A 26,965-nucleotide genomic window follows, 5' to 3' on the forward strand; every position below is an offset into this window, starting at 1 on the left:
GGCGCGTTATCAGCGGTGCATGGTGCATTTCGAACGCAATATCCTCGCCAAGGTCAACCCCAGAAACCGGGAGTGGGCTGCGGACGCGCTTAAGGCCGTGTTTGCTATGGAATCACGCGACAAGGCGTTGGAGAAGGCGGAATCCGTCGCCAAGGAACTGGAGACAAGGAAGCTCAGAGAGGCTGCCAAATGCCTGCGCGAAGGCATTAGCGAGACGACGACCTACCTGCTCGACGACTATCCGAGGGAACATCGCCGGCGCATCCGTACGAACAACATGATCGAACGATTGAACCGCGAGATCAGGCGACGCACGCGCGTGGTCGGCTCGTTTCCGGACGGGCGGAGCGCGTTGATGCTCGTCTGCGCGCGCGTCCGCTACGTGACCTCGAACGAGTGGTCGACGCGCCGTTACCTCGACATGTCCCGGCTCGGTGAGAGCGTACCAGTAGCGAACTGATCATCGTCGCAGAGCCGGGCGAAGACCAAAGTGCGCAAGAATCCGGGCACTACCGGATGCCACTACCGGTGGCCTGAATGGATTCGCATCTGCACGGATCATGGATTGACGAGGTCGATGAGCGCGAAGGGCTGCAGTCCGGACAACGCCGCCGCCGAGGGGTTCTTCGGCCGGCTCAAGCAAGAGTTCTTCCACAAGAGGAGCTTCCAGGGCGTCACGATCGACGAGTTCATTGCGATGCTGGACGAGTACATGGTCTGGTACCGGGACAAGCGCATCAAACTCGAATACGGGATGAGCATCATGGACAAGCGCATCCAGCTCGGGCTCGTCGCCTGAACACATGTGATATCGTTCTGAACGACCATTCAGACAACGAAGTCCAACAAAACGTCACCACCCCCAAACGCGGATACCAACTTGACAAAACACACACAACAAGCATTATTTCAATCCACGCTCTCCGTGAGGAGAGCGGCGGGGATTGCCATATGGGCATCACCTGCAATAACAAATTTCAATCCACGCTCTCCGTGAGGAGAGCGGCGTATCCCAAAGGGGAGAATTAAATATCCCAAAAGGATTTCAATCCACGCTCTCCGTGAGGAGAGCGGCGTTCGAACCGTTCTGCGGCGACAAGGAGGCCGTATTTCAATCCACGCTCTCCGTGAGGAGAGCGGCTCGAACAGCTGCGCATCATTCACGACAGCATGCCCATTTCAATCCACGCTCTCCGTGAGGAGAGCGACCTAGGCACAACCAGCCGTGAAGCGTCTACCACCATCATTTCAATCCACGCTCTCCGTGAGGAGAGCGACCGTAATTGTCCATTGGTTTCCACCACAGGTAGGAATTTCAATCCACGCTCTCCGTGAGGAGAGCGACTATACGAGGCGTCCCCATCATCCCCGACCGCATGATTTCAATCCACGCTCTCCGTGAGGAGAGCGACTATACGAGGCGTCCCCATCATCCCCGACCGCATGATTTCAATCCACGCTCTCCGTGAGGAGAGCGACTTGTTCATGTCACCGCCAGCAGCTTCAGCACTGATTTCAATCCACGCTCTCCGTGAGGAGAGCGACCGACTACCACCGATCCGGCGCAATGGCGGCTGATATTTCAATCCACGCTCTCCGTGAGGAGAGCGACCGCTGGGTCGAACATCATCAACGGCCTGTGGAACGATTTCAATCCACGCTCTCCGTGAGGAGAGCGACCCCAGACCGCCGGCGCCGGCAAGCTCACGACCGAATTTCAATCCACGCTCTCCGTGAGGAGAGCGACACGTCCGCAAACGATTGGATCGCACCAGTATTCTGATTTCAATCCACGCTCTCCGTGAGGAGAGCGACTGGCCCGCACGACGTTGATCCCATGATTGCGACGTATTTCAATCCACGCTCTCCGTGAGGAGAGCGACCGGACTATATGGTTCTCGGATCATCCTCGAGTCATTTCAATCCACGCTCTCCGTGAGGAGAGCGACCAACGGAGAGTCGCCCCTGTTCTTTTTCGATTCGGAATTTCAATCCACGCTCTCCGTGAGGAGAGCGACCGCCGGGCGGGTGCTCCGTAAAGCAGCAAAATCTGTATTTCAATCCACGCTCTCCGTGAGGAGAGCGACCCATGTTCCACCGTCCTTACTTGGTGAGGAGCACATTTCAATCCACGCTCTCCGTGAGGAGAGCGACTCGGACAGGACTTCATCGCCGCCATGATGACCATACACATTTCAATCCACGCTCTCCGTGAGGAGAGCGACCTACAAGGACGGCAAACGGTATTTCGCCTACGTATTTCAATCCACGCTCTCCGTGAGGAGAGCGACTGCGACCGTGAGATGCCCTGACCGCATTGTGGACAGAACATTCACCCACAATCATATTTTACCGCTCATGCTGCCTAACAATCATTAATACTCGCATCCTCAGCTACCCAATTCGCCTCAATACCAATTCAACCCTGTTGAATTATCAAACTGCAATCAAAAACAAGAAAACTTGCTTCAACATCGCTATGCACGCGCATGCTCCACATTGACTCAACGTGCACAACAGCGAGCACAACGATGGTGCGAACAGCCCGCATATTCATGATAGCTTGACTGTCGCACTGCGCAACCACGCTCAACGCTCGGCAGTGCCCACAAGTAATCAAAGCGCCAATCACAAGCGGCACCAATACGCATAACGCACAAACACACTACGCATCCCAGTCAATCAACAAAAATGGGTAGCCAATTCCCATCAACCGGGCACCATCGCATTGGTCTATATCATCATGACATCATCAACCGGCAGATGTCGTTGTTGACCAACATACTCAATCCGAGTCGAATACTTCGCACCAAGATTATAAAACCGAAGACTGTCATGTTCAGCATCAATAATCTCGTCCAACTCGTGACGCAACACCACATAATCCGACGACGATACTGAACATTCGAATACACTGTTCTGTACTCGTTGACCGTATTTCATACAGGCTTTTGCCACCCGCCGCAGTCGACGCCGCCCCGCTGGCGTTTCAGTATTCACATCATAGGTAATCACAATCATCATCGTTATCACTCATCATTTCCACATAAACGGCGGATACGCATCACTATCACCACGCACATAACGAGCCAACAATAATGCCTGTGCATGCGGCACTAATCCCCACGGAATCTTTTCTTCTAAAAATGGATGCGTGATTTGCTCGGTTTTTCGTTTCTGCCATGCCGCAAGCACAATTTTGCGACCTGATTCGTTCAGAAATACGCCCCCATTCTCACGTTCTTCAAAATGCGCGGCTTGCACAGCACCAGTATTAATTAGCGTTAGTGCGAATCGATCGGCAACTACTGGACGGAATTCTTCCATCAGATCCAATGCCAGCGAGGGCCTCCCTGGTCTATCGACATGCAAGAATCCCACATAAGGATCCAATCCAACCCCTTGCAATGCAGCAACGCAATCTCCTGTCAACAACGTATATACAAACGACAGTAACGCATTCATTCGGTCTAATGGAGGCCTTCGACTGCGCTGTTCAAAGAAAAATGAATCTTTATCGCGAAGAATTAGATCATCGAATGCATAAAAATAATCTTTCGCAGCTTTGCCTTCCACTCCACGCACCTCGTCAACCGAAGCACAAGACATCACTCGTCTCAACCCATCTTTCAACAAACTGCTTTGCTCCATAAGACGTTCAGCATTCACGCGCAACGTATGATCTCGTTTTGTGCGTTCGATAACCCATCGACAGTTATATATCTTGCCAGCAACGAACGCTGCAGCAAGTTCAAGACTATTCTCAGAAGAATCAGCTCTGCGAAACTGCTCTCTGCGAAGCAATACGTTACGATTATTTTCACCAAGTATCGAACAATAGAATCTTCCACGCGGAGAGAAAAACGACATTCCCACACCAAACCGCGAACATTTGCCCATTAAAGCTGGCGACGCGCCTTTGTACGAGAAACTGATAATTTGTTCGATGGAACGCAACGGTATCTTTGCCAAAGTTTTATCGTCAATCTGTACAACAACATTGTCATTTTCTAACGATAGATATGCATCGTCGCTCGTTACGAACAATGTATTAAGCATGGTACGCATTATTTATTCTCCCCGCTCAGCCACTTCGCTAAACAGCCACTTCGCTATCATGTATAACCTCATAAATACGATCATCAACATATTTGCGTGCTGATCGTTTCTTCAATAATTCCGGCAAACATACATCTTTCAACGAGCACGCTTTACAACCTTGCTTTGTTCTCACTTTCGGAGTATGACCACGGGTATAAAAATCATGCATCTGACGAAACATATCCGTCACCGTTTCGCGCAATGATTCATCAAAACTTACGGTTTCACGTCGCCGTATGTGTTGATAGAATAACGCGCCTTCACGAATGTCACAAGACAACATTTCTTCTAAACACATCGCTTCAGCACACAACTGCAATCGATCAGCATCCTGCGTTTTAGGCTGTCCGTGTTTGTATTCTACCGGATACGGAATCCACTGACCATCACGTCCTTGCAACGTCACACCATCAGGCGAAGCATGAAACTCCACAACATCGCACGCTCCAGACACACCCATCCGCCGGGAAAATACTCTCAGATCACGTAAAATTAACAGATCCCCACGTTTTTCTGATGCGCCATAATCATGTGCTCGCTCATGCTCTATTGAACCTGATGTCGTCAACACATTGTCTTGCCATAATTGCTCGACATGAATCAGCGCCCATTGACGACGACAGAATGAAAAATGTTGGATGCCAGATAAAGATAGCCAATCATCTTCTGCGTATTCGGCCAGTTCCATCGCAATGACTCCTTTGTCGTTCGCGACTCGCTCACTTCTCATGACTCGCGCATCTTACACGTTACTAACTTACGTACATGGATACGCGCACATACATTCTCACACAGTAGTGTTCGGAAGCACACCAATCATGCGCTCCCGAACACTGACGCAACACATACGCTGCTTCTGCCGCTACTGCCGCCTCAATGTCGTTTACAGTTCGTGATCGACCATTTCAGTCACAGATACAGCATCCGGAATAGCACTGCGATCCACGGAAACCTCATAGTCTCCAAAGCTGCGCGCAACATCCACATCATCGCGTTTGTGAACCGCAATGCTATCGAACAATCTCCACGATGGAGCGTCGCCAAGTGCGCTACTGTGCTTGAACACATACAGCTTGCGTACTGCCATGTTGCCTCGCGCAGCGGAACGATCAAACTCAAACATGTTCACAATCGCCTGCCATAGTACGTCGAGATCCTCATCGCTGAATCCGGTGACATTCTGCGCGAGTTTGGCGGAAACATAGCCGTTCATGCGATATAAACCGTAGGGAATAATGAACTTATTGCCCATCGTATTGTTCTTTTCCGCAGCATCCGCTTCCGTAGTCACGGCAATACGCGTAATAGAAATTTCTTGCACGCTGACTGGGTCAATAGAACGAGCGAAACCAAGCTGGACCGGTCCACGAACTTGACCGCAAGACAAGCTGCCCTTAACGAATGTGGTCATTACCGCACCGAATGTTCGAATATCAAAGAAATTAGCGCACATGTAGTCACGCAACCGACGATCCAATGTCGGATCATCTTTTTTCAACGCTTTTATTTCTTTGGCGAATTCCTTATCTTCAGGACGTGCATCAATGTGTTCAGCTTCTAACGCTTCACTATCAAGTCGATTAAGAGTTCGTTCATTTTGAATGTAAATACGCCACGGAGCAGCATTGCCCATAATAGCTTGCACTCCGTCACGAATTTTACGTTTAATACAAACATCAGTCACCAGACCGTTGCCGGTTTCGATATCGACGCGCGGCATGTTACCCGAATCTGGGTCGCCGTTAGGATTACCATTTTCCACGTCGAAAAGGATGGTAAAGTCATAGCGATTTTCAATAGGTGCGTAATCAGTCATTGATCTCTCCTTGTTCATCATCATTGGTGTTTATAGTGGTCTTGTTGTAACGCTTCTGATTTTCGAAATAGTACCCAAGCTGGAAAGCGCCGCGTTCTTCAAGAGAAAGTTTCGATGGGAAACGGTCCCCCACCATCGCGCTTAGCTCTCCAAGCTTTTGGCCCAACTTAACCTTGTATCCTTGCGAGGTCCAAGTTTTCTTCATATGCTTTGCAGCAAGATCACCCAAAATCGGGAATATACGAGCTGGAGTCGCAGACGCACTAGTGAAATACTTATCTTTAATCGTAGTATTAATACCGGGTATAGCAGCTAATTGAATCTGCTCATAGACTGAGAACATGCGACCAAGTACGTATGGCACATATCTGCTTTCTTCATTAATGTCCACTTGTAATACCTCCTTGAATTGTGCATTCGTTGTTGTGCGTAAGTAATACGCTTTAATAATTGCTGCTTTGTCAGGTGAAACATCGTGTTCAGCGATAATGCGGCGTTCCACAGCGTTGATTAAACTCACTGGATATGGCGTGCCGTTAAGAATTGCCTTCATAACCGCACCAGCCATTTCCGCTGATATTTTCGCATTTTTACTTTGCTGTCTGATAGTTTGATTAAGCAATCGCCACGTCGGTAAAAATACGGTCGTGTCGTAGTTGGGACGACGAATTTCAACATCGTTATAGTGTTGTTCGATGTTGCGAGCGAATGTGCCGAACGTGTTAGTTAAGTAGAATCGAACTGATAGTCGTGCTGCATTAGGAGATAACGCCAGTATATGGAATTCTTCATCTGGTGCAAGATGAATACCTTCATAGTTATATGGTTTTCCATGTGCGAGCGCTTGTGTCGCCGACTTAATTGTCGATTCTTTCAAACCACCGGCAGATTGTGCCGAAGCACCATATCGAGAGCGAGAGGACATCGCACCATTGATCATATAAGAATAAGCAGGGTCGCCGCAGCGCGCCCACGACACAACAGTGGCGTCACCAATATATTGGACTCCATCCTGATCGAAGAGCAGCGTATTTAATGCTGTAGTGTATTCGTAAGCTTCCCGTTTGCTCATTGGAGCATTCTCGTTCTGCTCAACACCATGAGAGCAGAACGCTGACGCATTAAATGAAATCAGCGATGCGCCAGCTGATTGTGCTCCCATGACTCCCTTGATTTTGGGATGCGTTTTTGCTGGGATGACAGGTTTACCAGAAACTAGACTGATCATTGTTTCCGCCTCGCCATCTGCATCCTCATGATCGTAGTATGCAAGCCAAGCATCTTGTACGGAAGCGCAATCTCCAACGAATGTTGTACCAGTCCCATCGTCATATCGCAGGACGAAATTCATCGTCTGAGCAGTTTTCCAAGCATCGTCGCCCAAAAACCGTTGCGCAGTTTCCCATTGCGGATCGCGTGTGAAAAACTCACGTACCGCAGCTGCGGCTGGCTCTTCAATTCCATCTAATATGCGATTATGTAAATCACCACACGCTCGGAACGCTTGTACAGCTCGTTCTGGCTTGCCCTTGGCATTGTACCCAAGCATGTATGCGACAGTATCGCAGAGAAAATTCGCTACAATATCGGACGATCGAGGAGTACGAGTTGGTACTGAGATGAAATTTATTGGTTTTTTACTGCTGTGATCGCCCAAGGGTTGAACATTGACTAGTTGACCTGCATCGTTGATCACGAGACCGTACGGCACATTGATATTATCGTATCCATAAGCTGGCGCTAGCTGCTTGGACACAAGCACGTTGTATTCATCGCAAAGATCGCTGATAATCATGAGCGCACCTCCGCCGATGCGACATCCAATACCCCATTGTCTAGCGCAGCGCGGAAGAACAATGGCTGAGGCTGTGCTGGATTACGATAGTCAAAGTCGTAAAACATATAGCCCAGATCGCGGTGCCCTTGTTCAAAACCGACTGGTTCTGATTCTCCTTCCCACACGCGGAATTCGGCAGGAAATTCTCGTGTTCCAAAATACGGATGATGGAAATACTGTCCTTTGGCTGCACGTCGCATAAACATGCTCTGGAATTTTTCCGCTGAATCCGCTGGTGACATTCTCTTACGATTCATGTCAAAATGTGCATCGATCACATATCTCACATCACGCAAAACAGTAGAAGCGCGCTGCTGAATGGATTCCGACGTATAGATGGCACCGCCATCGCCGCGGCCTTCTGCCATTGCTTTGATTTTACTGACATTGATAACGCTGTCCACCTCATTGCGGCGAATACTTGAGAATCGTATAGGATTGAGCACATGAATCTTATCGATTCTCCATATCATGCCAGGATGCCAGAAGATAGCTTCCAACAGGCCGCGAGCCGCTGATGGCGTCATAACGTCATAGGTGACACGCTCAACCTTTAATTCGGGACGAGAGAAGAGTGCGTAGTCTCCCCACACTTCTAAACGTACTGACATATTCCTCCTTCCCTTGCTGGAGTGGTACATGAGAACATCTCTGTTCTGCTGGTAATCAATATACCATATCTTAATGATAATTAACAATAAAATAAATATGAAAATATTATTTATTTACCGGTTCATGGCATCAACAGATCTCCGCCTCCATGAGCCTTATTCATAATTGCGAAACAAGTCACCCCATTGGACTATGTATTCTGTACATATCAGTCATTCTCCGCAAGGAGAATGTGGATTGAAAAATATTGATTTTTTTGTTTCGGTAGATCGTAAACACCTCGTGTGCCCACCCTTTCACGGACGAGCACACGAGGTATCACACAAAAATACCGTCAGTCGACACGCCATCCACGCGCAGCCCCAGCCGCGACGAATACAAACTCATATCCCGCAAAATAAAACACTCTTCCTCAGCGTTCGTCCCGCGACCAACCGTCAACACGGCGCCTGCCGACTGTAATTTCGCAAGATGCTGAGGCCACACGTTAACCGCATACTTACCCAACTTCCGAAACAGCATGCGGTCAATATCGCCGTGTTCTAGCCGCTCACATAATCGCGCACCCTCATCGCCGAGCTCATCAGATAATGGGATATACACCGGCACTGTAGGGGTGTCAATGAGTTTGAACGATCGAGCAATACGTTCAAACGGCATGTCCACTACCGCATTGTCACCGTGTAAAGGCAGGATGCGATGCGTATCAAACGCGTCATTAACAGCGGAACGAGCCGAACCAGCAGATCCACTGCCATACATTTCCAGCAGCCTCTGAAAATAGGCTTGAATCGCATCTTGCGAAGTCAGATCAGGATACTGTCGTAACACATCACGAAACGCCGCGATATTCTGCTGAAGGAACGGCGCACAACCACCCTCCGTGCAAAACACATATACTTTGCTTGTCTCAGCAGAATGCCGACCTTCACGATTGCATCGTCCGGCAGTCTGAATAACGGAATCAAGTCCAGCCTGTTCACGGTATGCGACAGGAAAATCAACATCTACACCAGCTTCAATCAAAGAAGTCGACACCACGCGGCACAACTCTCCTGCTGTAAGACGCGTACGAATAGTGTCAAGCAATCGTTTACGATCAGCCGCACACTGTAATGTGGTCAGGCAGAAGGTTCCCTCCGCACCGCCATTCTGCGCAAGTTGATCATAGAGATACTGTGCTTTCTTGCGCGTATTGACAACACACAAAACCTGTTCATGACCGCCCAGTCGGTCCGCAAGCGTATCCAATGCAATGTCACCGATGTGTTCGATAGTCACACGGCGGAACGAGTCGCGATCAGTATCTGAAAACGGCGAAATCTCTTGAATATCAACGTCTGCCTCATCAGAAATACTGTTGAACAGTGGCGTAAAGTCCGGCTGTGTAGCTGTACACAACACAGCTGTGGAACCGTATTGTTGCACAAGTTCGGCGATTGCGGTAATGCACGGTCGCAAATACGGTACTGGCAGCGTCTGCGCTTCGTCGAACACGATAACTGCATTCGCAATGTTGTGAAGTTTACGACAGCGCGACGTTGAGTTCGAATACAGGCTTTCAAAAAACTGTACTGCCGTAGTGACTACGATCGGCGCGTTCCAGTTTTCGGCCGCGAGCGCACGGCTGAGATCGGTTTCATCCATATCCGATTCATCTTTGAGCTGGTACGGAGCTTCAGCGTAGTGCGGCAGCACGGCATCCGTTCCAAAGATTGTCTCAAACTGGCTGACAGTCTGATCGATAATTGACGTGTAGGGGATCACGTAGATGACTCGCGGCAGTCCGTGCGTACGCGCATGTTCGAGTGCAAACGTGATTGATGAGATGGTTTTACCACTGCCAGTGGGAGCGGTTAATGTGTACAGCCCTTTGCCGCGCGATGAGTCTTTCCCATAGGTAAGGCATCGCGTAAGTAGTTCACATCGTTTGATGTCGAGCGGTGTTTTGTTAGGTTTATTGAGATACTGTTGAGCGGTTTGCTCGACAATATCAGTCAGCCGCGCGATTGCCGAACATTGTTCGTGAGCATATGTAGCGGCAATTTTCGACGATGTTTCACGCAATGTTTCCCATGAGGGAGCTTGTTCCTGCGCTAACGATTGTGGACCAAGCTGCTCCTTGAGCTGTTCTAACAGTTCATGTTCGGCGCGATGTTCACGGTTTGACGTGAAGAATTCCGCATCCAGACGGTCTCCATCCACTAACGCTGATAGCAGCATACGAGTCAGCATCATGAAGGAGTAATGGGTCGGCTCAGTGGCCGGCGGTTGTGCAGATAACGCTGAGTCTGGAATATGCAGTTGCGTCGACCACGCATGAGCTAAGGCTAATGGACTGCGCTCGCCAGCACTGAAAGCCTTGTTCATACGCCCGCTAAGGGTTGCTCCGTCTAGCTCATGAACATCGCCCACGTCTGCTAACCCTGCATGATGAGCAGCTACTGCAAACTCCGCTGCGATACGACCATATTGATCTAACAACATCGCGCCTGCAGTGGAATGGTCAACTTTTCCTGAGTGTTCAGGATCTCGTATGCGTTTTTGAAACACAGAAGCATATTTGCCGATGTCGTGAAATAGTCCTGCTAACAGACCATCATCGAGATACCCGAATTGACTTGCAAAACCGCCAGACAGGCAACCGGTCATACACAGATGTTCTACGCATGTTTCATATCCGTGGTCGCTGGTTCGCGCATAAAACGGCTGAACTGGACGAGACGAGGAATTCCGACTAACTATTCCGTGTTGGCACCCGTGTTGAGCCGAATGTTCAACTGTTTCCATTATCAACCCCTCATCCGTTGCCGATCACAGTCTGCTTACAACAGGTACGTTTTAAGTAACACAACATTGTGGCCATGTTTCTTATCATCATACTCAATACACCTTGATATTAAGCCGCAACTGCAACTACCTATTATGAGTAATTCATAAGTAATCACAAGCGATCATCAAGCAGACACTAACTCTCCCAGTAATTCCGCCGATCTCCACCGTCAGGCAGTTTGTACACGGTCACAAACCACGCCCAACGGTTTCGTAGGAGCATACAACGCACCATAACCTACGCTGACGTAAGTTATATGACGGAATACAAGAAACACATTATGAGACTTCTGCAATCACATAGGCGATCGCAGAAAAACAGAAAGACACGAACCCAACATGCTCACCGAATACACTACCCCTGGTTCAATCGTCGTACGCGACGACGAAACCTTGTACAGTCTGCTCACTGATCGCATTGCGCGCACCGGAGAAGACACCGTTATCGCCTCGCGCAAGCTCGGACCGGGTCGCTGGGATGACATCAGCGCTGGCGAATTTCAGCAACTCGTACTCGCGGCCGCCAAAGGCCTTATCGCGTTCGGCATCGGCAAGGGCGACGCGGTCACCCTGTTTTCCGCAACCCGTTACGAATGGGGCGTACTCGACTTCGCACTGGCTGCGATCGGAGCTGTGAACGTACCGATTTACGACACTGACTCTGCCGCGCAAGCTGAACGTATTCTCAACGATTCGTCCGTCAAACTCGCCATCGCCGACGATCGCGAACGCTTCGATCGACTCGATTCAATCAAAGACCACTGTCCAAAACTCAAGCAGATTCTGATGATGGACGGTAACGCGCTCGGCGCATTGCAAGGATTCGGAGTCACTGTTTCTGACGAAGAATTGAACGAGCGCATCGCATCCGTGCATGCTGACGATCTGGCGACGATCGTATACACGTCCGGTTCGACCGGTGCACCGAAAGGTGCGGAACTGACGCATCGCAATTTTCTGTCGATCGTGCGCGCAGGATATGAATGCTTGCCACAGATGATCTGCGATCATCACCCGCGGCTGCTGCTGTTCCTACCGCTTGCACACTGTTTTGCCCGTTATATTCAGTATTGTTCGATCGGTTCAGATGATGGCGTGGTCGGTTACTTGCCGGATACAAAGTCGCTGCTGCCGGATTTACGTTCGTTCCAGCCGACATATCTGCTGGGCGTGCCGCGCGTGTTTGAGAAGGTATACAACGCCGCCTCACAGAAAGCAGGCATGGGTTTCAAGGGACGTTTGTTTGCGAAGGCAGCCGCCGCCGCACGCGCGTGGAGCCGCGATGAGCAAGCAGGACGCGCGCATTCAGCAAAAGCGATTGCTGAGCGAGCAACGTTTGAAACGCTCGTATATCGTACCGTGCGCGGCGCGTTGGGACCTAAGATTCGGTTCGTCGCATGCGGCGGTGCACCGCTCGATCCTGATCTCGCACATTTCTATAACGGTATCGGCCTGCCGATGATCCAAGGCTACGGTATGACGGAAACAGCCGCTCCGTTTACCGTGACTCGCGTTGACGACAATATGATCGGTACGGTCGGACAGCCTGCACCCGGCTCATCAGTGCGTATTGCTGACGACGGCGAGCTGCAGGTGCGCGGCGCAAACGTATTCCGCGGTTACCATAATCTCCCCGAGAAAACTGCAGAAGCATTCGCTGAAGATGGATGGTTGAAAACCGGCGATCTTGCGTCGATTGATGACGAGGGCCGCGTAACGATCACTGGTCGTAAGAAGGACATTATTATCACTGCTGGCGGCAAGAACGTGTCGCCGATTCCACTTGAACAGGAAATCGTCAAGTGCCCGATCGTCGAACATGCGGTAGTCGTCGGTGATCAACGGCCGTTTATCGGCGCACTGATCACGCTCGACCCGGATGCGCTCGCCCAATGGTTGCCAGCTCACGGATTTGCTGCTGATCTTCCGGTTTCGGACGTTGCATTACTACCGGATGTCCATGATGAAATCCAACAATATGTCGACAAAGCGAACGCTACTGTTTCGCGTGCTGAATCAGTACGCAAATTCGTAGTCCTCGATCAGCGGTTCACACAAGACAACAAATGTCTTACACCGTCGCTGAAGGTTGTGCGCCCGGCAGTCAACCGCATATTCGCTGATATTATCGATCGCGATATTTACGCCGGCAAGCGGTGATCATCCAGCGCTCGACAATATATCAGCTGTCGTGTAGACCAAAAAGCATGCGTAACTGCGCGCAATACCGAGCCCTGCGCGCAGTTATGCTGGATTTTGAGGGGAAAAACAAGCGTAACTGCGCGCGGGCCTCGGTATTGCGCGCAGTTACGCTGGAAAATTACAGATCGAGGAAACGATCAAGACCGATAGTCAGACCAGGGAACGCGCCAGACGCGATCTTGCGCACTGCGAGCAGAACGCCCGGCATGAAACTCGCACGGTCGAAACTATCCGCACGAATAACCAGTTGTTCGCCAGCATTACCGAACAGTACCTCTTCATGAGCGTTGAGACCACGCAAACGTACTGCATGTACGTGTACACCATCAATTACTTGCCCGCGCGAGCCACCATCTGTAGTCGTCGCATCCGGCATGTCACCAAGCCCGGCTGCGCGGCGAGCCTCACCAATCGCATGAGCCGTGTGGATAGCAGTGCCAGAAGGCGCGTCCACCTTGGTCGGATGATGCAGTTCGATAATTTCAGCTGATTCAAAATATGGTGCCGCAACTTGAGCAAAATGATCAGCAAGCACGGCAGAAATTGCAAAATTCGGTGCGATGAATACACTTTGGTTGTCGCGCGGTGCATTCGCAAGCGCCGTTGTAACCTGCGCGAGTTTGTCATCAGTCCAACCGGTAGTACCGACGACTACGTTTACACCTTGCTTGACGAGCGTAAGAACGTTGTGTAGCGATGCACTTGGCACAGTAAATTCGACCACGACATCAGTATTGTCCGGTGTGATTGCTGTCAGATCATCCTTGGCGTCAAGTGCAAGCGCAAGCTGCGTATCTGCCGCACTGTTGACCGCATCAACCACATGAGAACCCATGCGTCCTTGAGCTCCCACTACGGAAACGTTGATCATTGTTCGCTCCATTCTTACGTTATGCAAATCCTGCACAATCATGCGATTGCCGTTGTGTCTCATACTACAAACGTCGCAGACGACTGAGAGGTAGTTACACAGGTTGAACGTTCCAATGATGTGACTACCCCTCAGTCAGCTTCGCCATACTAGTCGCGTTTCCGTGCGAGCAACCAGCCGAATACCGCGAGCGGTACTGAACAGGCGACCGAAATCCACGGAATCATCATGCTCGCATGGGTACCAGCTGCGTCAATAACTGCGCCCGCAAGCGTCGATCCCAGTGACGTACCGACTGCGCCAGCAGTAGTAAGCCATGACAGTCCTTCAGTCAAGGAACGTTCTGGCACAGCATCTTTAACAATCAAATTGCCGGTGGCGAACAGCGGCGAAACGCACAAACCCGAAAGCACTTCTAATGCGCCAAGCAGCAGGAAATGATCCATAGCAAGGCGGAAGAGTACGAATCCGATCGTGAGTAGCACGAGGAACAACATCATGTGTTGCCAATGCGATCCACGCATCTGTCGAGAACCAAAAATCATCGCTCCGATGCATGAGCCAACCGCGAACATGGCGAGCTGTAAGCCGAGCCATTGTTCGACGCCCGCAGCTTTCATCGACGCGGTAATAGACACGTCGAACGCATTGAAACTCATATTGAATACGATGAACACGATCATAATTGACAGGACGCCGGGATAGAGCAGCGCACTCTTCGGTTTCGGCGCGCTAGTGCGCAATTGACGTATCGTCAAGGTATCAGGTTGCGCGCTGTCGACAGATGAACTGGAAGCTGGAGCTAGGGTTGAATCCGACGTTGAAACAGAAGCTGAAGTCGCACGATTATCTGTTACGTCAACCAATTCCATAACCGGCGGCTGAGTGTGTTTCAACGAGAAAAATACAGCGCCACCGATACCACATGCCAGTGTCGGCACGAATAACTGCGAAACCGGATGTACTGAAGTCGCGAGAAATGCGGAGAGAATAGGACCAACGATAAATACAATTTCGTCAATAGCCGCTTCGAGTGCATAGGCTGTGTTGAGTAACCCCATGTTATTGGAATCACGCAATGCGTACGCCCAACGGGTTCGTACAAGTGCACCGAACGAGAATTGGGTAAATCCCATAACAATCGCGAGCGCAAACAGTAGCGGAATCGGTACACGATTCCATGCGGCGAACGCGAAGCCGAGCATGGCGATCACCTGCACAGTCAAGGCAACTGTACCGATGCGACGTTGCCCGAAACGGTCGAATAACCGCGCATAAAACGGCGTAACTGAAGCGACGGCGAGAATATACGCAGCGCTCATCGAACCAGCAACGGTCCAGTTATCGTACAAGTAATTCAGCGCAAGTACGATACCGAGACTCATCATGGAAATTGGCAGGCGCGCGATCGCGCCGGATATGCAGAACGATTTCGTGCCGGGAATAGCGAATAGTTTCGCGTACGGGGATGCCGCAATGCGTGATGTGGTTGTGGATGTCATCGATGTCATGCACTAGCTCCGTCGTGGTGAATGTCGTGTGTTGTACTGTGCTGTGATTGCTGTGATTTCGTTATTCTGGATGACGCTGCGTCTGTGGCTCCGGCATAAATATAGACATCGGCCATAGTTTTGCCATACTCCGGATGACCAGCCGCATACCACGAGATCAGACAACTCAGTCCTTGATGCACGTAGAAGCTCACGTCGCAAGTGGAATCGGTGTGTAGGAAGTAGCGAGTTACACCTACTTCACGCATGGTACGCATGGCGCTTCGCCACAATGTTCCACCGACACCATGTCCTCGTGCTGCCCTAGCCACAAGGAATAGTTCAATCTCCCCTTGCGTTGTTTCGTTGGCTTGAACCTCATGTTCCAAATCGATTTCCAGCGCATGCCATCGCAATGTTTCGGTAAGCGCTTGTGCGCCGCGCGGATCGTCTTGGAGCATGCGATCCACGTCGGCGAGCGCAGGTGTTGCTTGAGGAAATAGTCTCGGACATCCGACTACACGGCAAACGATTACGCCGAGGAACTGTCCGTCACGTTCTGCAAGAATCGTATGTGTTGCTGGCTCAAGATAATGCAGTACGAAATGCCTTGATAAGACTATGGAAGCCGGAGTGCCGGCTGCACTTGAGAATCGTCCCCACGTTGCTTCGAATTGGGTAACGATGTCGTCGACGTCGCTCCATGTCATTGGCCGGTAGATAATTCCTGACGGGGTTTGTTGTTCGTGCTGTTGGTGAGAAGACGATACAGTGTCCGTACTGGAATGATAGATAATGCGGTTGGTGTGATCGTCGTGCGAGGCGATCCGATCGGTTGCGCTCGTCGCAGCCATGATAATTCCTGCTCCTTTTTGTACTGGCTGTTGTGTACGTGTGCCCGCCCACACGTAATGGCCAAGGGTCGCAGCTTCCCTCCGACGCGAGGCCCACGGCACGTTTTACCTCTGTGGGTGGCACATGGTATTGGCCGCCATGACTTTGGCCGCCATGTGTCAGTCGTCGTCGGATTGTTCCGGGATACCGGAGCTCAACTCGGCAAGGATTTCCTGTTCTGTTTTCGCATGTGCATGTAGCTCACGCGTTCCCTCATTGGGTTCACTCAGATAGTAGAGGGTGGCATCGATACTGTCTAACGGCACGTGTTCGACGTTCGCTAATAACAGTCGATACCAGTCAAGTTGCACAAGTTTGTTGGCAATATCCTCCGATGTATGAGGTCGTTTTCCTGTCTTCCAATCTACAATAACGTATTGTTTGGTCGTATCAGATTCGTCAAGTCCACCGTAAAAAACCGCATCAAGTTTGCCGTTGACAATGGTTCCATCTGGCAGAGCGACGACGATTTGCCGCTCAGCCCACGCTGGTCGTCGGCTCGCCCACGGTGATGTTGCGAGGCGGCGTTTCCACAATGCTACATGGCGTTCTTTGGCGGTGCTGGGGTTGGCACGTATTGTGTTCTCTTGTTCGACTAGTTCGGCAAGCATAGTTTCACGAGTCGGCGGTATGGCTGCGGATGCGATGATGTTGTCCGAATTGTCTGCATTATCTGCCGATAAGTTACGTATATCCGTGCCGATAGTTTCGCCGCCGAATTCGTCATATGCTCTGATAAATTGTTCTGCCCACGCATGGAGCAACGTGCCAGCTTCAGCTGCGGGCGGTGCTACATGCGGAATTGGACGGATGAGTCCTCGCCATATGATGCGCGCGTCTCGTGGAGAGATCTGGCCAGCTCTGGTTTGTAATGCGGTGACTGACTGCCGGCCTCGCGCAAGGATCTGGCTTGCTTTGCGGCGCACATGATCGTCAAGTTCTGTGTCATCGTACGACTGCGGCATCAAGTCAGGATCGGACGTGAGCATGAGTGCACGAGCCAGTAATGAGTCACGCGAGTCTGTATTGACACTGTTATTGTCATTGGTACTGTCGGCATGTTTCGGCAACTGGTCACTGGCTGACGACGTATCAGTTGACTGTTCCAATTCGTTCATACCAGCACAGATCCGTTTCATAACGCCGTGGGATAGCGTTGCTGGCCATGACAGTGTACCGTCCGAAACTTGCTGATTAAGCTCACTACGCCACGCTTGTTCAACAACTGCTTGTTCATATGCGAAGGCTTGGTCGCCGACGAAGAAACCGTCAGGTCGCGCTACGCCTGCTGATTGCAAAGTGATGATGTCATGGTCGTCATGTGCTGATTCTTCACCCGTTGACGGTGTCTCATTCGTCTTGTCCCTGCCTTCAATAGCGTGTTCATTATCACCGTCGGCAGTTACGCGATCGGCATGATTGCCCAGTGATTCGTAGAGTTCACTCCAGAATACTGATGGTTTAGCCGCAACAGGTTTGCGACCACTTGTATTCAGCAACACATTGGGATCGCGGCTCTCCGTGTTATATCGACTGTAGGTTATGAGTGCATCATGTCGCGCACGAGTGAGGGCAACATAGGCAAGACGACGTTCATCCGCGAGTAGACGACGACCGTATTCTTCTTCCTGTGTTAAATACCAGTCGTCTGGATTGGAATCTTCCATACCATCGCCGATATCTTTACCGCGCATGTCTCCGTAAATCTCATCATCGATAACTTCAACATCGTCAAGCAGGGCAAGCCCGTCAGTCGCGTTTTGTGACGACGAATGTGCGTCGTGTGGGAATCTCGGCAAAATACCAGCGTCCACACGTACCGGCGCGGGTACTGCGGATTCATCGTCTAGCCATGTGGTCACACTCGTCTGATATTCGGGCGGCGACCATCGACCTGAAACTGGTGAATAACCACCCGAATGTTGTTCATCAACTGCAATATGCAGGCCGCTCTGATTGCTGGGGAATGAGCCGGCAGCCATGCCGACGACGGCCACCGCATCCCATTCCAATCCTTTAGACTGGTGGATGGTCATGAGTACGACGTCAGCCGGAGTGTCTGGTATTACAGCAGTGTCTTCTTCGATACGATCCATTGAGTCGAGCCATGCGATAAATCCTCGCAATGTTGGTGACTGTCCTTCAAGTGTTTCTTTCGTATACGTATCAACCAAAGTAAGGAGGGTATCGATACCAACGCGCGCTAATACTGGCGTAGTTGAAGAAGACGAGGCATCCGGATGCATGATTGACTGTGCGACAATCAGATCAATATCAAGATTGAGCGCTCGCACTGCAGTTTCGATCACCTCGACAAGCGCATGATTAGCTACTGCTTGCACTTCTTGCAACGCACGGCCTGCGCGCAAGATTATTGCAGCCGAGCGATCGTCAATCGACGTGTCAGCATCAAGCAAGCGTGCTAAATCTTTACGCAACAGTACATCTGCAAGATAGATAGCATGCGGCACCTGATCTCGATATGCGCGCACAATTGCGGCCTGTTCTCGTGCGATCTTGCTATCGATCGCAGTGTCAATCGCATCGTCATCGTGCTGCTTTGGTGTTACAAGGCCCGCTTCAACAAGCGACCGATACCGGTACTGGTCGTCCAATCGACTCGCTAACCCAGCTAACGCAGCTAGTGCGTCAGCCCCGAGTGCAAACCGTGGCGTAGCGAGCAGACGCATCAGTGACGCACTGTCGGTACGATCAGCCACCACATGCAGTAATGCGAGTATGTCACGAATTTCTGGCCGTTCGAGAAGCGCTGCTCTACCGACTACTAGTGTGGTAAGCCCGGCACGTTCTAGACCTTGCGCAAACTGTGCCATGTGGGTTTTGCTGCGCATCAGTACAGCAACGTGCGTTCGATGGTCTTCCGTCGACGTTCTGGTTTCGGGCGTCTTTTGACTATCTTGTCCATCGACTTCGGCGTTATTTTTGCGATATCGGCGAATCGCCTGCCGTGCAAACCTTGCTACCGCATCGACTTCTTGCCCGAACGTGTCAAATCCGAGCACGCCAATCGTACCGACATCAGCAGTGTCAAGAGCTGATAATTCGTTCACTTCAACTTCATGCATGAGTGAGCTACTCTGCCGCGATGAGGGAAGTCGCAACGGCAATGTCAGATTGTTAGCAGCTTCGAGCACGATACGCGAGTTACGACGAGTTACACTCAACGGGTAAGGTTTCACGTCCGCAGGCATGTCGAAATCTCGCTGGAACATGCGGAATGCGCCAGGACTTGCGCCTCGCCATGCGTAAATCGACTGGAATGGGTCACCAACAGCATTAACATGCGCGTACGAATCGGTGACTGGTCGTTTAAGAGAACGCGCCAGCAGATGTTGTGGTACACCGTCATGTTGCGTGTGCTGCGATAGTGCAGTAACACTGTGTGATGCGGCCGATGTCACCGATGTGACAGTGTCGGTATTCTGCGACGGGTGGAATAATGCCGCGATAAGCATGGCTTGCGTGGTTGACGTATCCTGATACTCGTCAAGCAACACGTGAGAGTATCGCCGCCGATACGTTTGCGAGATCGATGGGAATCGAGACACCAGCTGGTAGGCAGCAACAGTAAAATCACTGAATTCTGCCATATTCTGTCGCCGTTTCTCGCGCTCATACTCCGCTACTAAATCGAGAAGTACATCACGACGCTGAGCAACATCACGTAACCTATCACATCGCCATACGCACAATTCATGTAGTTGTGCTCGATACTCGTCTTGTTTCACTGCATAGGAAGCATCCGAATCTTTGCGAGCGCGAGTGGGAGCTTTCGCTTTCGGTATCTCTTGCGGCACGGGTTGTTCACCGATCGCAGTATCGAGCCGTTGTATGAAATCCGCATCCCACTGTCGGATACGAGCGATGGCTTCATCTACGCTCGAGACATCCGCACCGATCATTGCATTGCCGATCGCATGTGACAGTCCAAGCATATGGTCAACTACGGTATTAAACGACCCGAAATCACGCGAGAGTAACGATTCAGTATGCCGACCGATTACCGAAGCAGCCAGTGTCATCGCTCCTGCTTCGCTTAACGGTTGCGTCTCGCGATCAAAACCGACCAGCAGACCATACTGTCGCACAATCGATTGAAAAAACGCATCATACGTGGATATCTCAGGTTTGAGAAACATTCGCCGCGCATGTGTGGCACTGGTCCGATCGGTCAGTTCATCACGCTCGCTTATTGCAGCAGATACTCGTGTGAGTAGTTCGGATGCGGCTTTGCGCGTGAATGTTAAGCCGAGAATGCGTTCTGGCGGCACGCCTTCTGCGATGAGATTGATGATACGACGTGTCATCGTGTAGGTTTTGCCACTTCCAGCACCGGCAACGACGAGTACATCATCGTCGGCTGGCGCGTGAATAACCTTCGCCTGTTCTGGACTGTCAGTAATACGAATGCTCATGCTTGCCTCGTCTCGAATATGGTGTCAATCTGGCCAGCACATGCCGGGCATACTGTCGTCATACGACACTTACGAACATGAGACGGCAACGGGTGAGCTTCTAGGACACGCGATTGGCTTGCTGCAGTCGCATACCATACGCGGGCAATCATCGTAAGCGCCCACACCGCCTGCGTGCCGCGCAAATTCAGTAATGATTGCCATGTTGACTCTCGTACACCGTCCGGCGGCGTGTCAGGTAAATCGGGTACGTCCAGCACCTTGGACGGCTGATTGTAGCCTCTGCGAGGCATGAATACTGTGTTATTCAGTCCTTGACCTGTGAACAGCGATGGTTGGAATAAACTTTCCTGACCGTAACTTTTTGCAGGAGCATCATTGTATGCAACATGGAACAAGGCACTCTGGGCAATAGTCGGCATATGTCCGGATGCAAGACCTGTGTTCGGCTCATGTTCTGGGAACGCGAGAGCAAGCTGATAACATACGAGCTGCAAATCGTTGACGATGTCTTTCACTGATGGCACGCTGCCTGTCTTGTAATCGATCAAACGAACCGTCTCACAGCCGTTCGGCAGTATTCGTCGCTCTAGTCGATCCATACGCCCGGATAAACGGATGGTGAGATGTTCATCCATTGCTTCAGGCCAGCCGCCAACGAGAGAGCCCATGATCGCAATGAGTTCACTGCGACTCATCGATTCGATGCCATCTGTAGCCAAACAAGCGGCAAGAATATCGTTACTGTCAAACCGGGCGGTAAATGTTCGCTCGCATTCGGCCTCTTGCAGAGTGCCTACAGTGAAATTCGTATGATTGCCCGCCGGATATTCGTCCATGTTTGACATGACAAAATAGTGGGCAATCATGTCAAGTATCGCGTCTGCGGAAGCATCTTTACGTGCTGCATCATATTGTTGCTTCGGGTCAGAGACAGACAACGGACCGCTTAACTCGTGATAAATATCCAACATACGGGCGTGAATTGCTGCCACACGCGATTCAATCGGCTGATCTGCGAATGCATTTGGCAAGTCAAGGCCCTCTTCGCTGGCCTGTTGCGCGACAGCGTGAATGAGTGAACCAAATGATGCTTGCACACTGCTAGCGCGAGGACCATAGAACCGTCGAGACAACATCCAGCATATTGGACATGCCCAGATTGCGTCCACATCAGACGGCGACAGAGTAACCACTGACGAAGTATCGCCGGTATTGCGATAGTGCGTGTGACCTTGAGTCAGATCAACCGTATGCTGCTCAGCTTCACACGTACGAAGTTCGTCGCCAAGTGCTGGTGTGTGATGTTCGTTATCTTCATCTTGGCCGTCGCTTACAAACGGCCATTGCTGCGGGTCTGCTGCGCTGACGCCGCGAGAGCGAAGTAGTCGCAACGCGGCGATTGCATCAGCCCATTGAGGAGAATCTTGTGGTTGAGTAACGAGTATCGTACGGGCAGCAGCAACTAATCCACGTACCGTGCCGTCTAATCCGTTGAACCGATCAGCATCTGCAAGTGGAGTATACCCTCTTTGTTGGGGATCTGCTTGTGCGCTGCGGTTGAAACGCTCTGGCAGATACACGTAGAGGAAATCTGAAGGCGCTGTATCGTCGTCGTATACTGCGCTTAACGTCACTCTCCGTGCGCGAGTCAGCGCCACAAGCAAACTCTTCTGTTCAGAAGCTAGCACCGCGTCGATTGCAGGATCAAGGGCTGTGTCAGCACCGTCAAAAATACGGCCGAATAGCACCACATTCGTCAAGTCTTCACCGCCAAACATGGTATTACGCGGTGTCAGATTCGGCCATACGTCTTGCTGCAGTGCTGGAATCCATACTTGTTTCCAATGTCGTCCAGCAGCTCCAGCCGGTGTGGTTAAGGTGACAGCCTGATCAATAGGGGCGAGACGTGCTAGGGAGTCAGCTTCAATACGCATGTCTCGAATTTGATTGACAAAACTGTGCCAGTCATGTGCAGCAGTTGAACCAGAAGCGTAGTCAAACAGGCGCATTGCAGCGTCCAACCGGTCATTAGCTGTTCTGCCTTCATCCGTGTTATACAACGCCTCACGCTGCCAACGATGCGCAACGCCGCACGCATCCCATGCGAGCGCCAACGCATATTGCGGTTCGTTAGATGGCAGGCTCTCTAATCCTTGTGCGACTTTGGATACAAGAGTCCACAAGCGTGAAAACGCTTGCGCGTGCGGATCGTCACCACATATGGCTTCAATCGAAGCCAATACTGTATCAGTCGCGTCAAATTCGAGGAGCAGATACAGTGCGTTCGTGCCAAACAGCAGGTTATCACCGGCCGATGTAGCCTCATCAATGAGCGAATCATCGCGTTCTACAAGCACACCAGCTCGTGCCTGAAGTATAGCGTCATGCCACTGATTCCAGCGTTCAATAAGCGCGCGCAATGCAGAAGCACCATTGTGATGAAGATCAGTGTCTGTAAGATCATTCGCATCGTTGTATATAACCGATGCTAATGATTCGAGCGCGTTCATAGCAGATTCTACGTTAGCTAATATTGCTGGACGTCCCTCATGATTGCGACTCGCGCCAATACTGATGAGCGGACTCGACATAAGCATGCTGACGCGTGAGCGGACAAACAGTGCTATAGCGCTCAAACTCATCGGCATCTCAGCTGGCATATTGTGGCGTAACTGTGCCAGTTCAAGAAGTGCAAACAATCCTTGAACGAACGACTCATCGCGCAATGGTCGAGTCACCGACGAGTATCGTACTGGCACACCGTCGCGGCGCAATCGTTCACCGAACGCACGTACCGTTGCATTATCGTGAGCGATAACAGCCATATCATTCCACGCATCACCCTGCGTAAGATGCGCTTGTTTGATATGCCATACGATATCATCGAGTTCCTCTGCCTCACTTCGATACAACCGTGTAAGCAAACTGTCGTCTTCAAGTATCGCGTTATCGTTGTCCAATGTGCGTATTGGCAAACTATTCGGCAGTTGTGGCAGTTTACCGGGACGAGATGGCAACGGCGTATCGCTATCCGCGGATGAACGGATAGAGAGTGATACGCGGGATGCTATTAACTCCCGATACGTGTAAGCCGAATGCTCACCATCGCGCTCATCAAGCGAGACATTGACTTGACTGTTATCAGGATGCCTATCAACCGTTTCAATACGCAATGTTCGCGCATCAAATCTGTGGATGATCTGTGCAAATACATACTCAGGATATGATCCACGGAACGTTTGCACCGCCTCGTCAGGATTGCCAACCAATACCAACGGCACTTTTTGCTCATGTAACGCTTCTAAGAATGACAATCCAGCTAATGTCAGATCTTGAACATCGTCAACAACTACCATGCGAGGCAGTTCGTCAGCGTTGGCCTGACGTACCGCTTCCACGCCTTCAATGAGCAGTCGAGATGAATCGAGTCGAAACTCATTGCCAGGCATCTGACGAATAGCGTCCATGTACTGCTTTCTGAGCGCAAAGGCAAGCCGCCACTGTACGCGTAGCCGCTCGACATGCGCCGACCATTCGCCGAGTGTGGCTAATACGCTCGACTCATCCTCATCATGCACACCCAGCTCATTCATGCGCGCAATCATGTCACGCAGCTGCACGACAAATGCACCACTTACCGTGCGGCTAGCATCGCCAGATACTCGCTGTTCTCGCGTATCACCATTCTCAGAGGCGAGTACACTACACCAATCGTCTAAGCCGAAATAGTCGCGTAACAGCAGACACGTTTCGCAGGTATCGCCTGCCTTATCGTGTGTTACGTGTGCTTCGACTACACGATGCAGTAACGCGTCCTGCTCCGCTCCGTTAACGAGCTTAGGCATTGGCTCGCCTAAACGTTTGCGAACTGTCGTAACGAGTTGGAATGCTACAGCAGACAGCGTGGTTACCGGCCGAGTACGTGAGAGCGAACCGATGCGACGAATTGCCTCATCGGCAAGCAAATCAGCCGTATGACGATCCGAAACCGTCATCACCGAGGACATTCCGCCTTCAACGCGCAATCCAGCCATTAACACGTCAAAAGCAAATGAGGTTTTGCCACATCCTGGGGCGCCGCAGGCAAGTAGTGCACCGGAATCTGCCAGCAACGACGCCAGAGCATCCTTGAGCGTCACGATCGCGTCATCGCGTCGCATATCGTCATGCAGCTCGTAACAGGAGCGCTCAGGCTTGGTCCCAGTCATGTCATCCAGCGTAAAGAGAACCATGCCCGGCTTGTCTCATACAGGTCCAGTAAGCCATTGCAGATCAGGCATATTGTCGACGTGTCGCAGTCACGACACGCCGATCGAAAATTCGTTCGAATAATTATTACCTTGCATCACGGCTTCACATAATCATTACAAGCCCGGATTTCCAACGTTTTGCGCCTTTATGCACCTCGAGTTATCCACATTATTTCACACACAATTTCTTCACATCCCCGGTTTTTCAACGATCTTCGACCGTTCGACCACATACCCCAAATACCAGTAGACAAGGTCGCGTAATCGTGTATGCTCGCACCCACTCATGATCACATTCGACTTGGGAGACAACGATGCATCACATCACAGAACCCAACGCATTACCTGTGCCGCAGGTGCCTGACTGTGTGTTCATTCGCATGCTCGGCTCGGGTGCAGCCGCCAACGTGTACCTGTTTCGTCATGTCCAACAGCATCGTGATCTGGCCGTAAAGGTTTCTCATCAGCCTCTTCACTATCAAGATCAACAACGATTCCAATCGGAAGCAAAAGCACTAACAGCACTGTCAGCGCATCCGCACATCCTCACCATCCACGGCTCATTCGTGGATGCTTGTGGACGTGGTTGTCTACTGCTCGATTATGCAACAAACGGATCTTGTCAAGATCTGATTCGTCACCAGCCCATGTCAGTTATGCGAACGCTTGATATCGGCATCCAGCTCGCCGACGCCTTATCGTTCGCACACAGGCAAGGTTTTGTCCATCGCGATGTCAAACCATCTAATGTGTTGCTTGACGCGCATGGGCTACCATTACTTGCCGATTTTGGCATCTGCGCGCATTTGTATCAGACCTCGGTTATCACCGGGCACTCACCACTGTGGTCTGCACCAGAAGTACTCGCTGGGTTAAGTGGCGGCAATGACATGTCCGATATGTACTCGATGGGAGCCACACTAGCAGCACTACTGACTGGTATGCCTCCCGAACGATGCGATCTTGATACTTACGATTTGCCCGCTGACCTCGTGCGTATACTTCGTCGCTTGATGGCGCACCATCCTGATGACCGCTATGGTTCAATGCGCGAATGCATGCACACATTGCAGGAGGTTCAGTATCGTCTTATACACGAAGCAGAGCCACATGCACTACCAGCCCCATCGGATTTGCCGTCAGGCCCAACCGTTTCCATAATGGCTTCTTCCTCAAGCCAACCATATACACGTACACCATCAGCACATCCGAAGCCCGTTACACCCTTACGCCGTATCCGCAGATCACATATACATCCATCACTACACACACTGCTAGCAATCATCATCGCAGCTGCATTACTCGCAGCTCTATTGGCAGCAATGCTTTTATGGCACGGCAGTGAAACTGTCGATACCGACATGCTCGGCGTGGTAAATGACAACAACCGACATATGCCACCACCTGAGGTGGCCTCAACGCAGCCAAACCGTCACTTCAAACATGAGGATGCTACAGCAATAGCGAACTCACCGGCTGCAACGTGCGAGGCAGGAGTCTCATCATGATCAGGATACATCCCCACACACTCATTACTCGACTGACGACTACTCTTCTAACTAAGTCAAGCTCAACAGGTCGCACGCATACCAGAAAACCACACCGCCCTCGTCTCGCGTTA

At 51.1% G+C, this 26,965-nt stretch carries 15 protein-coding genes, 1 pseudogene and 1 CRISPR repeat array; of the genes and pseudogenes, 4 read left to right on the top strand and 12 right to left on the bottom strand.

Going from position 1 to position 26,965, the window contains the following annotated elements; genetic code table 11:
- A partial coding sequence (locus BHAP_RS10110; protein ID WP_211279730.1) for a transposase occupies positions 1-460 on the top strand: 460 nt, incomplete at its 5' end.
- 54 nt (positions 461-514) lie between these two features.
- A pseudogene (locus tag BHAP_RS10115) lies at positions 515-799 on the top strand (IS3 family transposase); the annotation flags it as partial.
- A gap of 107 nt (positions 800-906) precedes the next feature.
- Positions 907-2,291: a CRISPR direct-repeat array (repeat unit 33 nt; unit sequence ATTTCAATCCACGCTCTCCGTGAGGAGAGCGAC).
- A gap of 442 nt (positions 2,292-2,733) precedes the next feature.
- Here BHAP_RS10115 and cas2 read toward each other — a convergent pair.
- From cas2 to BHAP_RS10150, 7 genes are all read right to left on the bottom strand, one after another.
- Positions 2,734-3,024 carry a CRISPR-associated endonuclease Cas2 gene (gene cas2, locus BHAP_RS10120; RefSeq protein WP_094730561.1) on the bottom strand — a complete coding sequence of 97 codons (291 nt, stop codon included), beginning with the start codon at positions 3,022-3,024 and terminating at the stop codon, positions 2,734-2,736.
- Positions 3,025-3,036: 12 nt separating this feature from the next.
- Positions 3,037-4,068 carry a type I-C CRISPR-associated endonuclease Cas1c gene (cas1c, locus tag BHAP_RS10125; protein WP_094730562.1) on the bottom strand — a complete coding sequence of 344 codons (1,032 nt, stop codon included), beginning with the start codon at positions 4,066-4,068 and terminating at the stop codon, positions 3,037-3,039.
- 28 nt (positions 4,069-4,096) lie between these two features.
- Positions 4,097-4,789 (bottom strand): CRISPR-associated protein Cas4, encoded by a 693-nt coding sequence (gene cas4, locus BHAP_RS10130; protein WP_094730563.1) that lies wholly within the window; start codon positions 4,787-4,789, stop codon positions 4,097-4,099.
- Positions 4,790-4,984: 195 nt separating this feature from the next.
- On the bottom strand, positions 4,985-5,917 hold the full coding sequence (gene cas7c / locus BHAP_RS10135; RefSeq protein ID WP_094730564.1) for a type I-C CRISPR-associated protein Cas7/Csd2: 933 nt from the start codon (positions 5,915-5,917) through the stop codon (positions 4,985-4,987).
- Complete coding sequence (gene cas8c / locus BHAP_RS10140; protein ID WP_094730565.1) at positions 5,910-7,712, bottom strand: type I-C CRISPR-associated protein Cas8c/Csd1; 1,803 nt, start codon at positions 7,710-7,712, stop codon at positions 5,910-5,912. The genes cas7c and cas8c overlap by 8 nt, the downstream gene beginning before the upstream one ends.
- A complete protein-coding gene (gene cas5c, locus BHAP_RS10145) occupies positions 7,709-8,365 on the bottom strand; it encodes a type I-C CRISPR-associated protein Cas5c (RefSeq protein WP_094730566.1) in 657 nt (218 codons plus the stop codon). Before cas5c ends, cas8c begins: the two co-directional genes overlap by 4 nt.
- Positions 8,366-8,684: 319 nt before the next feature.
- A complete protein-coding gene (locus BHAP_RS10150) occupies positions 8,685-11,156 on the bottom strand; it encodes a CRISPR-associated helicase/endonuclease Cas3 (protein WP_094730567.1) in 2,472 nt (823 codons plus the stop codon).
- 381 nt (positions 11,157-11,537) lie between these two features.
- On the opposite strand from BHAP_RS10150, the gene BHAP_RS10155 reads away from it, so the two are divergent.
- Positions 11,538-13,358, top strand: coding sequence for an AMP-dependent synthetase/ligase (locus BHAP_RS10155; RefSeq protein WP_094730568.1), 1,821 nt, complete (start codon positions 11,538-11,540; stop codon positions 13,356-13,358).
- 160 nt (positions 13,359-13,518) lie between these two features.
- On the opposite strand, the gene dapB is transcribed toward BHAP_RS10155, so the two are convergent.
- From dapB to BHAP_RS10180, 5 genes are all read right to left on the bottom strand, one after another.
- On the bottom strand, positions 13,519-14,271 hold the full coding sequence (gene dapB / locus BHAP_RS10160) for a 4-hydroxy-tetrahydrodipicolinate reductase (RefSeq protein WP_094730569.1): 753 nt from the start codon (positions 14,269-14,271) through the stop codon (positions 13,519-13,521).
- Between the two features lie 149 nt (positions 14,272-14,420).
- Entirely contained in the window at positions 14,421-15,782 is a 1,362-nt protein-coding gene (locus tag BHAP_RS10165) for an MFS transporter (protein WP_094730570.1), read from the bottom strand.
- Positions 15,779-16,615 carry a GNAT family N-acetyltransferase gene (locus tag BHAP_RS10170; RefSeq protein WP_094730571.1) on the bottom strand — a complete coding sequence of 279 codons (837 nt, stop codon included), beginning with the start codon at positions 16,613-16,615 and terminating at the stop codon, positions 15,779-15,781. Before BHAP_RS10170 ends, BHAP_RS10165 begins: the two co-directional genes overlap by 4 nt.
- 159 nt (positions 16,616-16,774) lie before the next feature.
- Positions 16,775-21,091, bottom strand: a complete 4,317-nt coding sequence (locus tag BHAP_RS10175) for an ATP-dependent DNA helicase (protein WP_094730572.1) — start codon at positions 21,089-21,091, stop codon at positions 16,775-16,777.
- On the bottom strand, positions 21,088-25,254 hold the full coding sequence (locus BHAP_RS10180) for a PD-(D/E)XK nuclease family protein (protein ID WP_094730581.1): 4,167 nt from the start codon (positions 25,252-25,254) through the stop codon (positions 21,088-21,090). Before BHAP_RS10180 ends, BHAP_RS10175 begins: the two co-directional genes overlap by 4 nt.
- Before the next feature lie 404 nt (positions 25,255-25,658).
- Between BHAP_RS10180 and BHAP_RS10185 the strand changes: the two genes are divergently transcribed.
- On the top strand, positions 25,659-26,852 hold the full coding sequence (locus BHAP_RS10185) for a serine/threonine-protein kinase (RefSeq protein WP_094730573.1): 1,194 nt from the start codon (positions 25,659-25,661) through the stop codon (positions 26,850-26,852).
- Positions 26,853-26,965 lie beyond the last annotated feature (113 nt).

The organism is Bifidobacterium hapali, assembly GCF_002259755.1.
In the GTDB taxonomy this organism is placed as follows: Bacteria; Actinomycetota; Actinomycetes; order Actinomycetales; family Bifidobacteriaceae; genus Bifidobacterium; species Bifidobacterium hapali.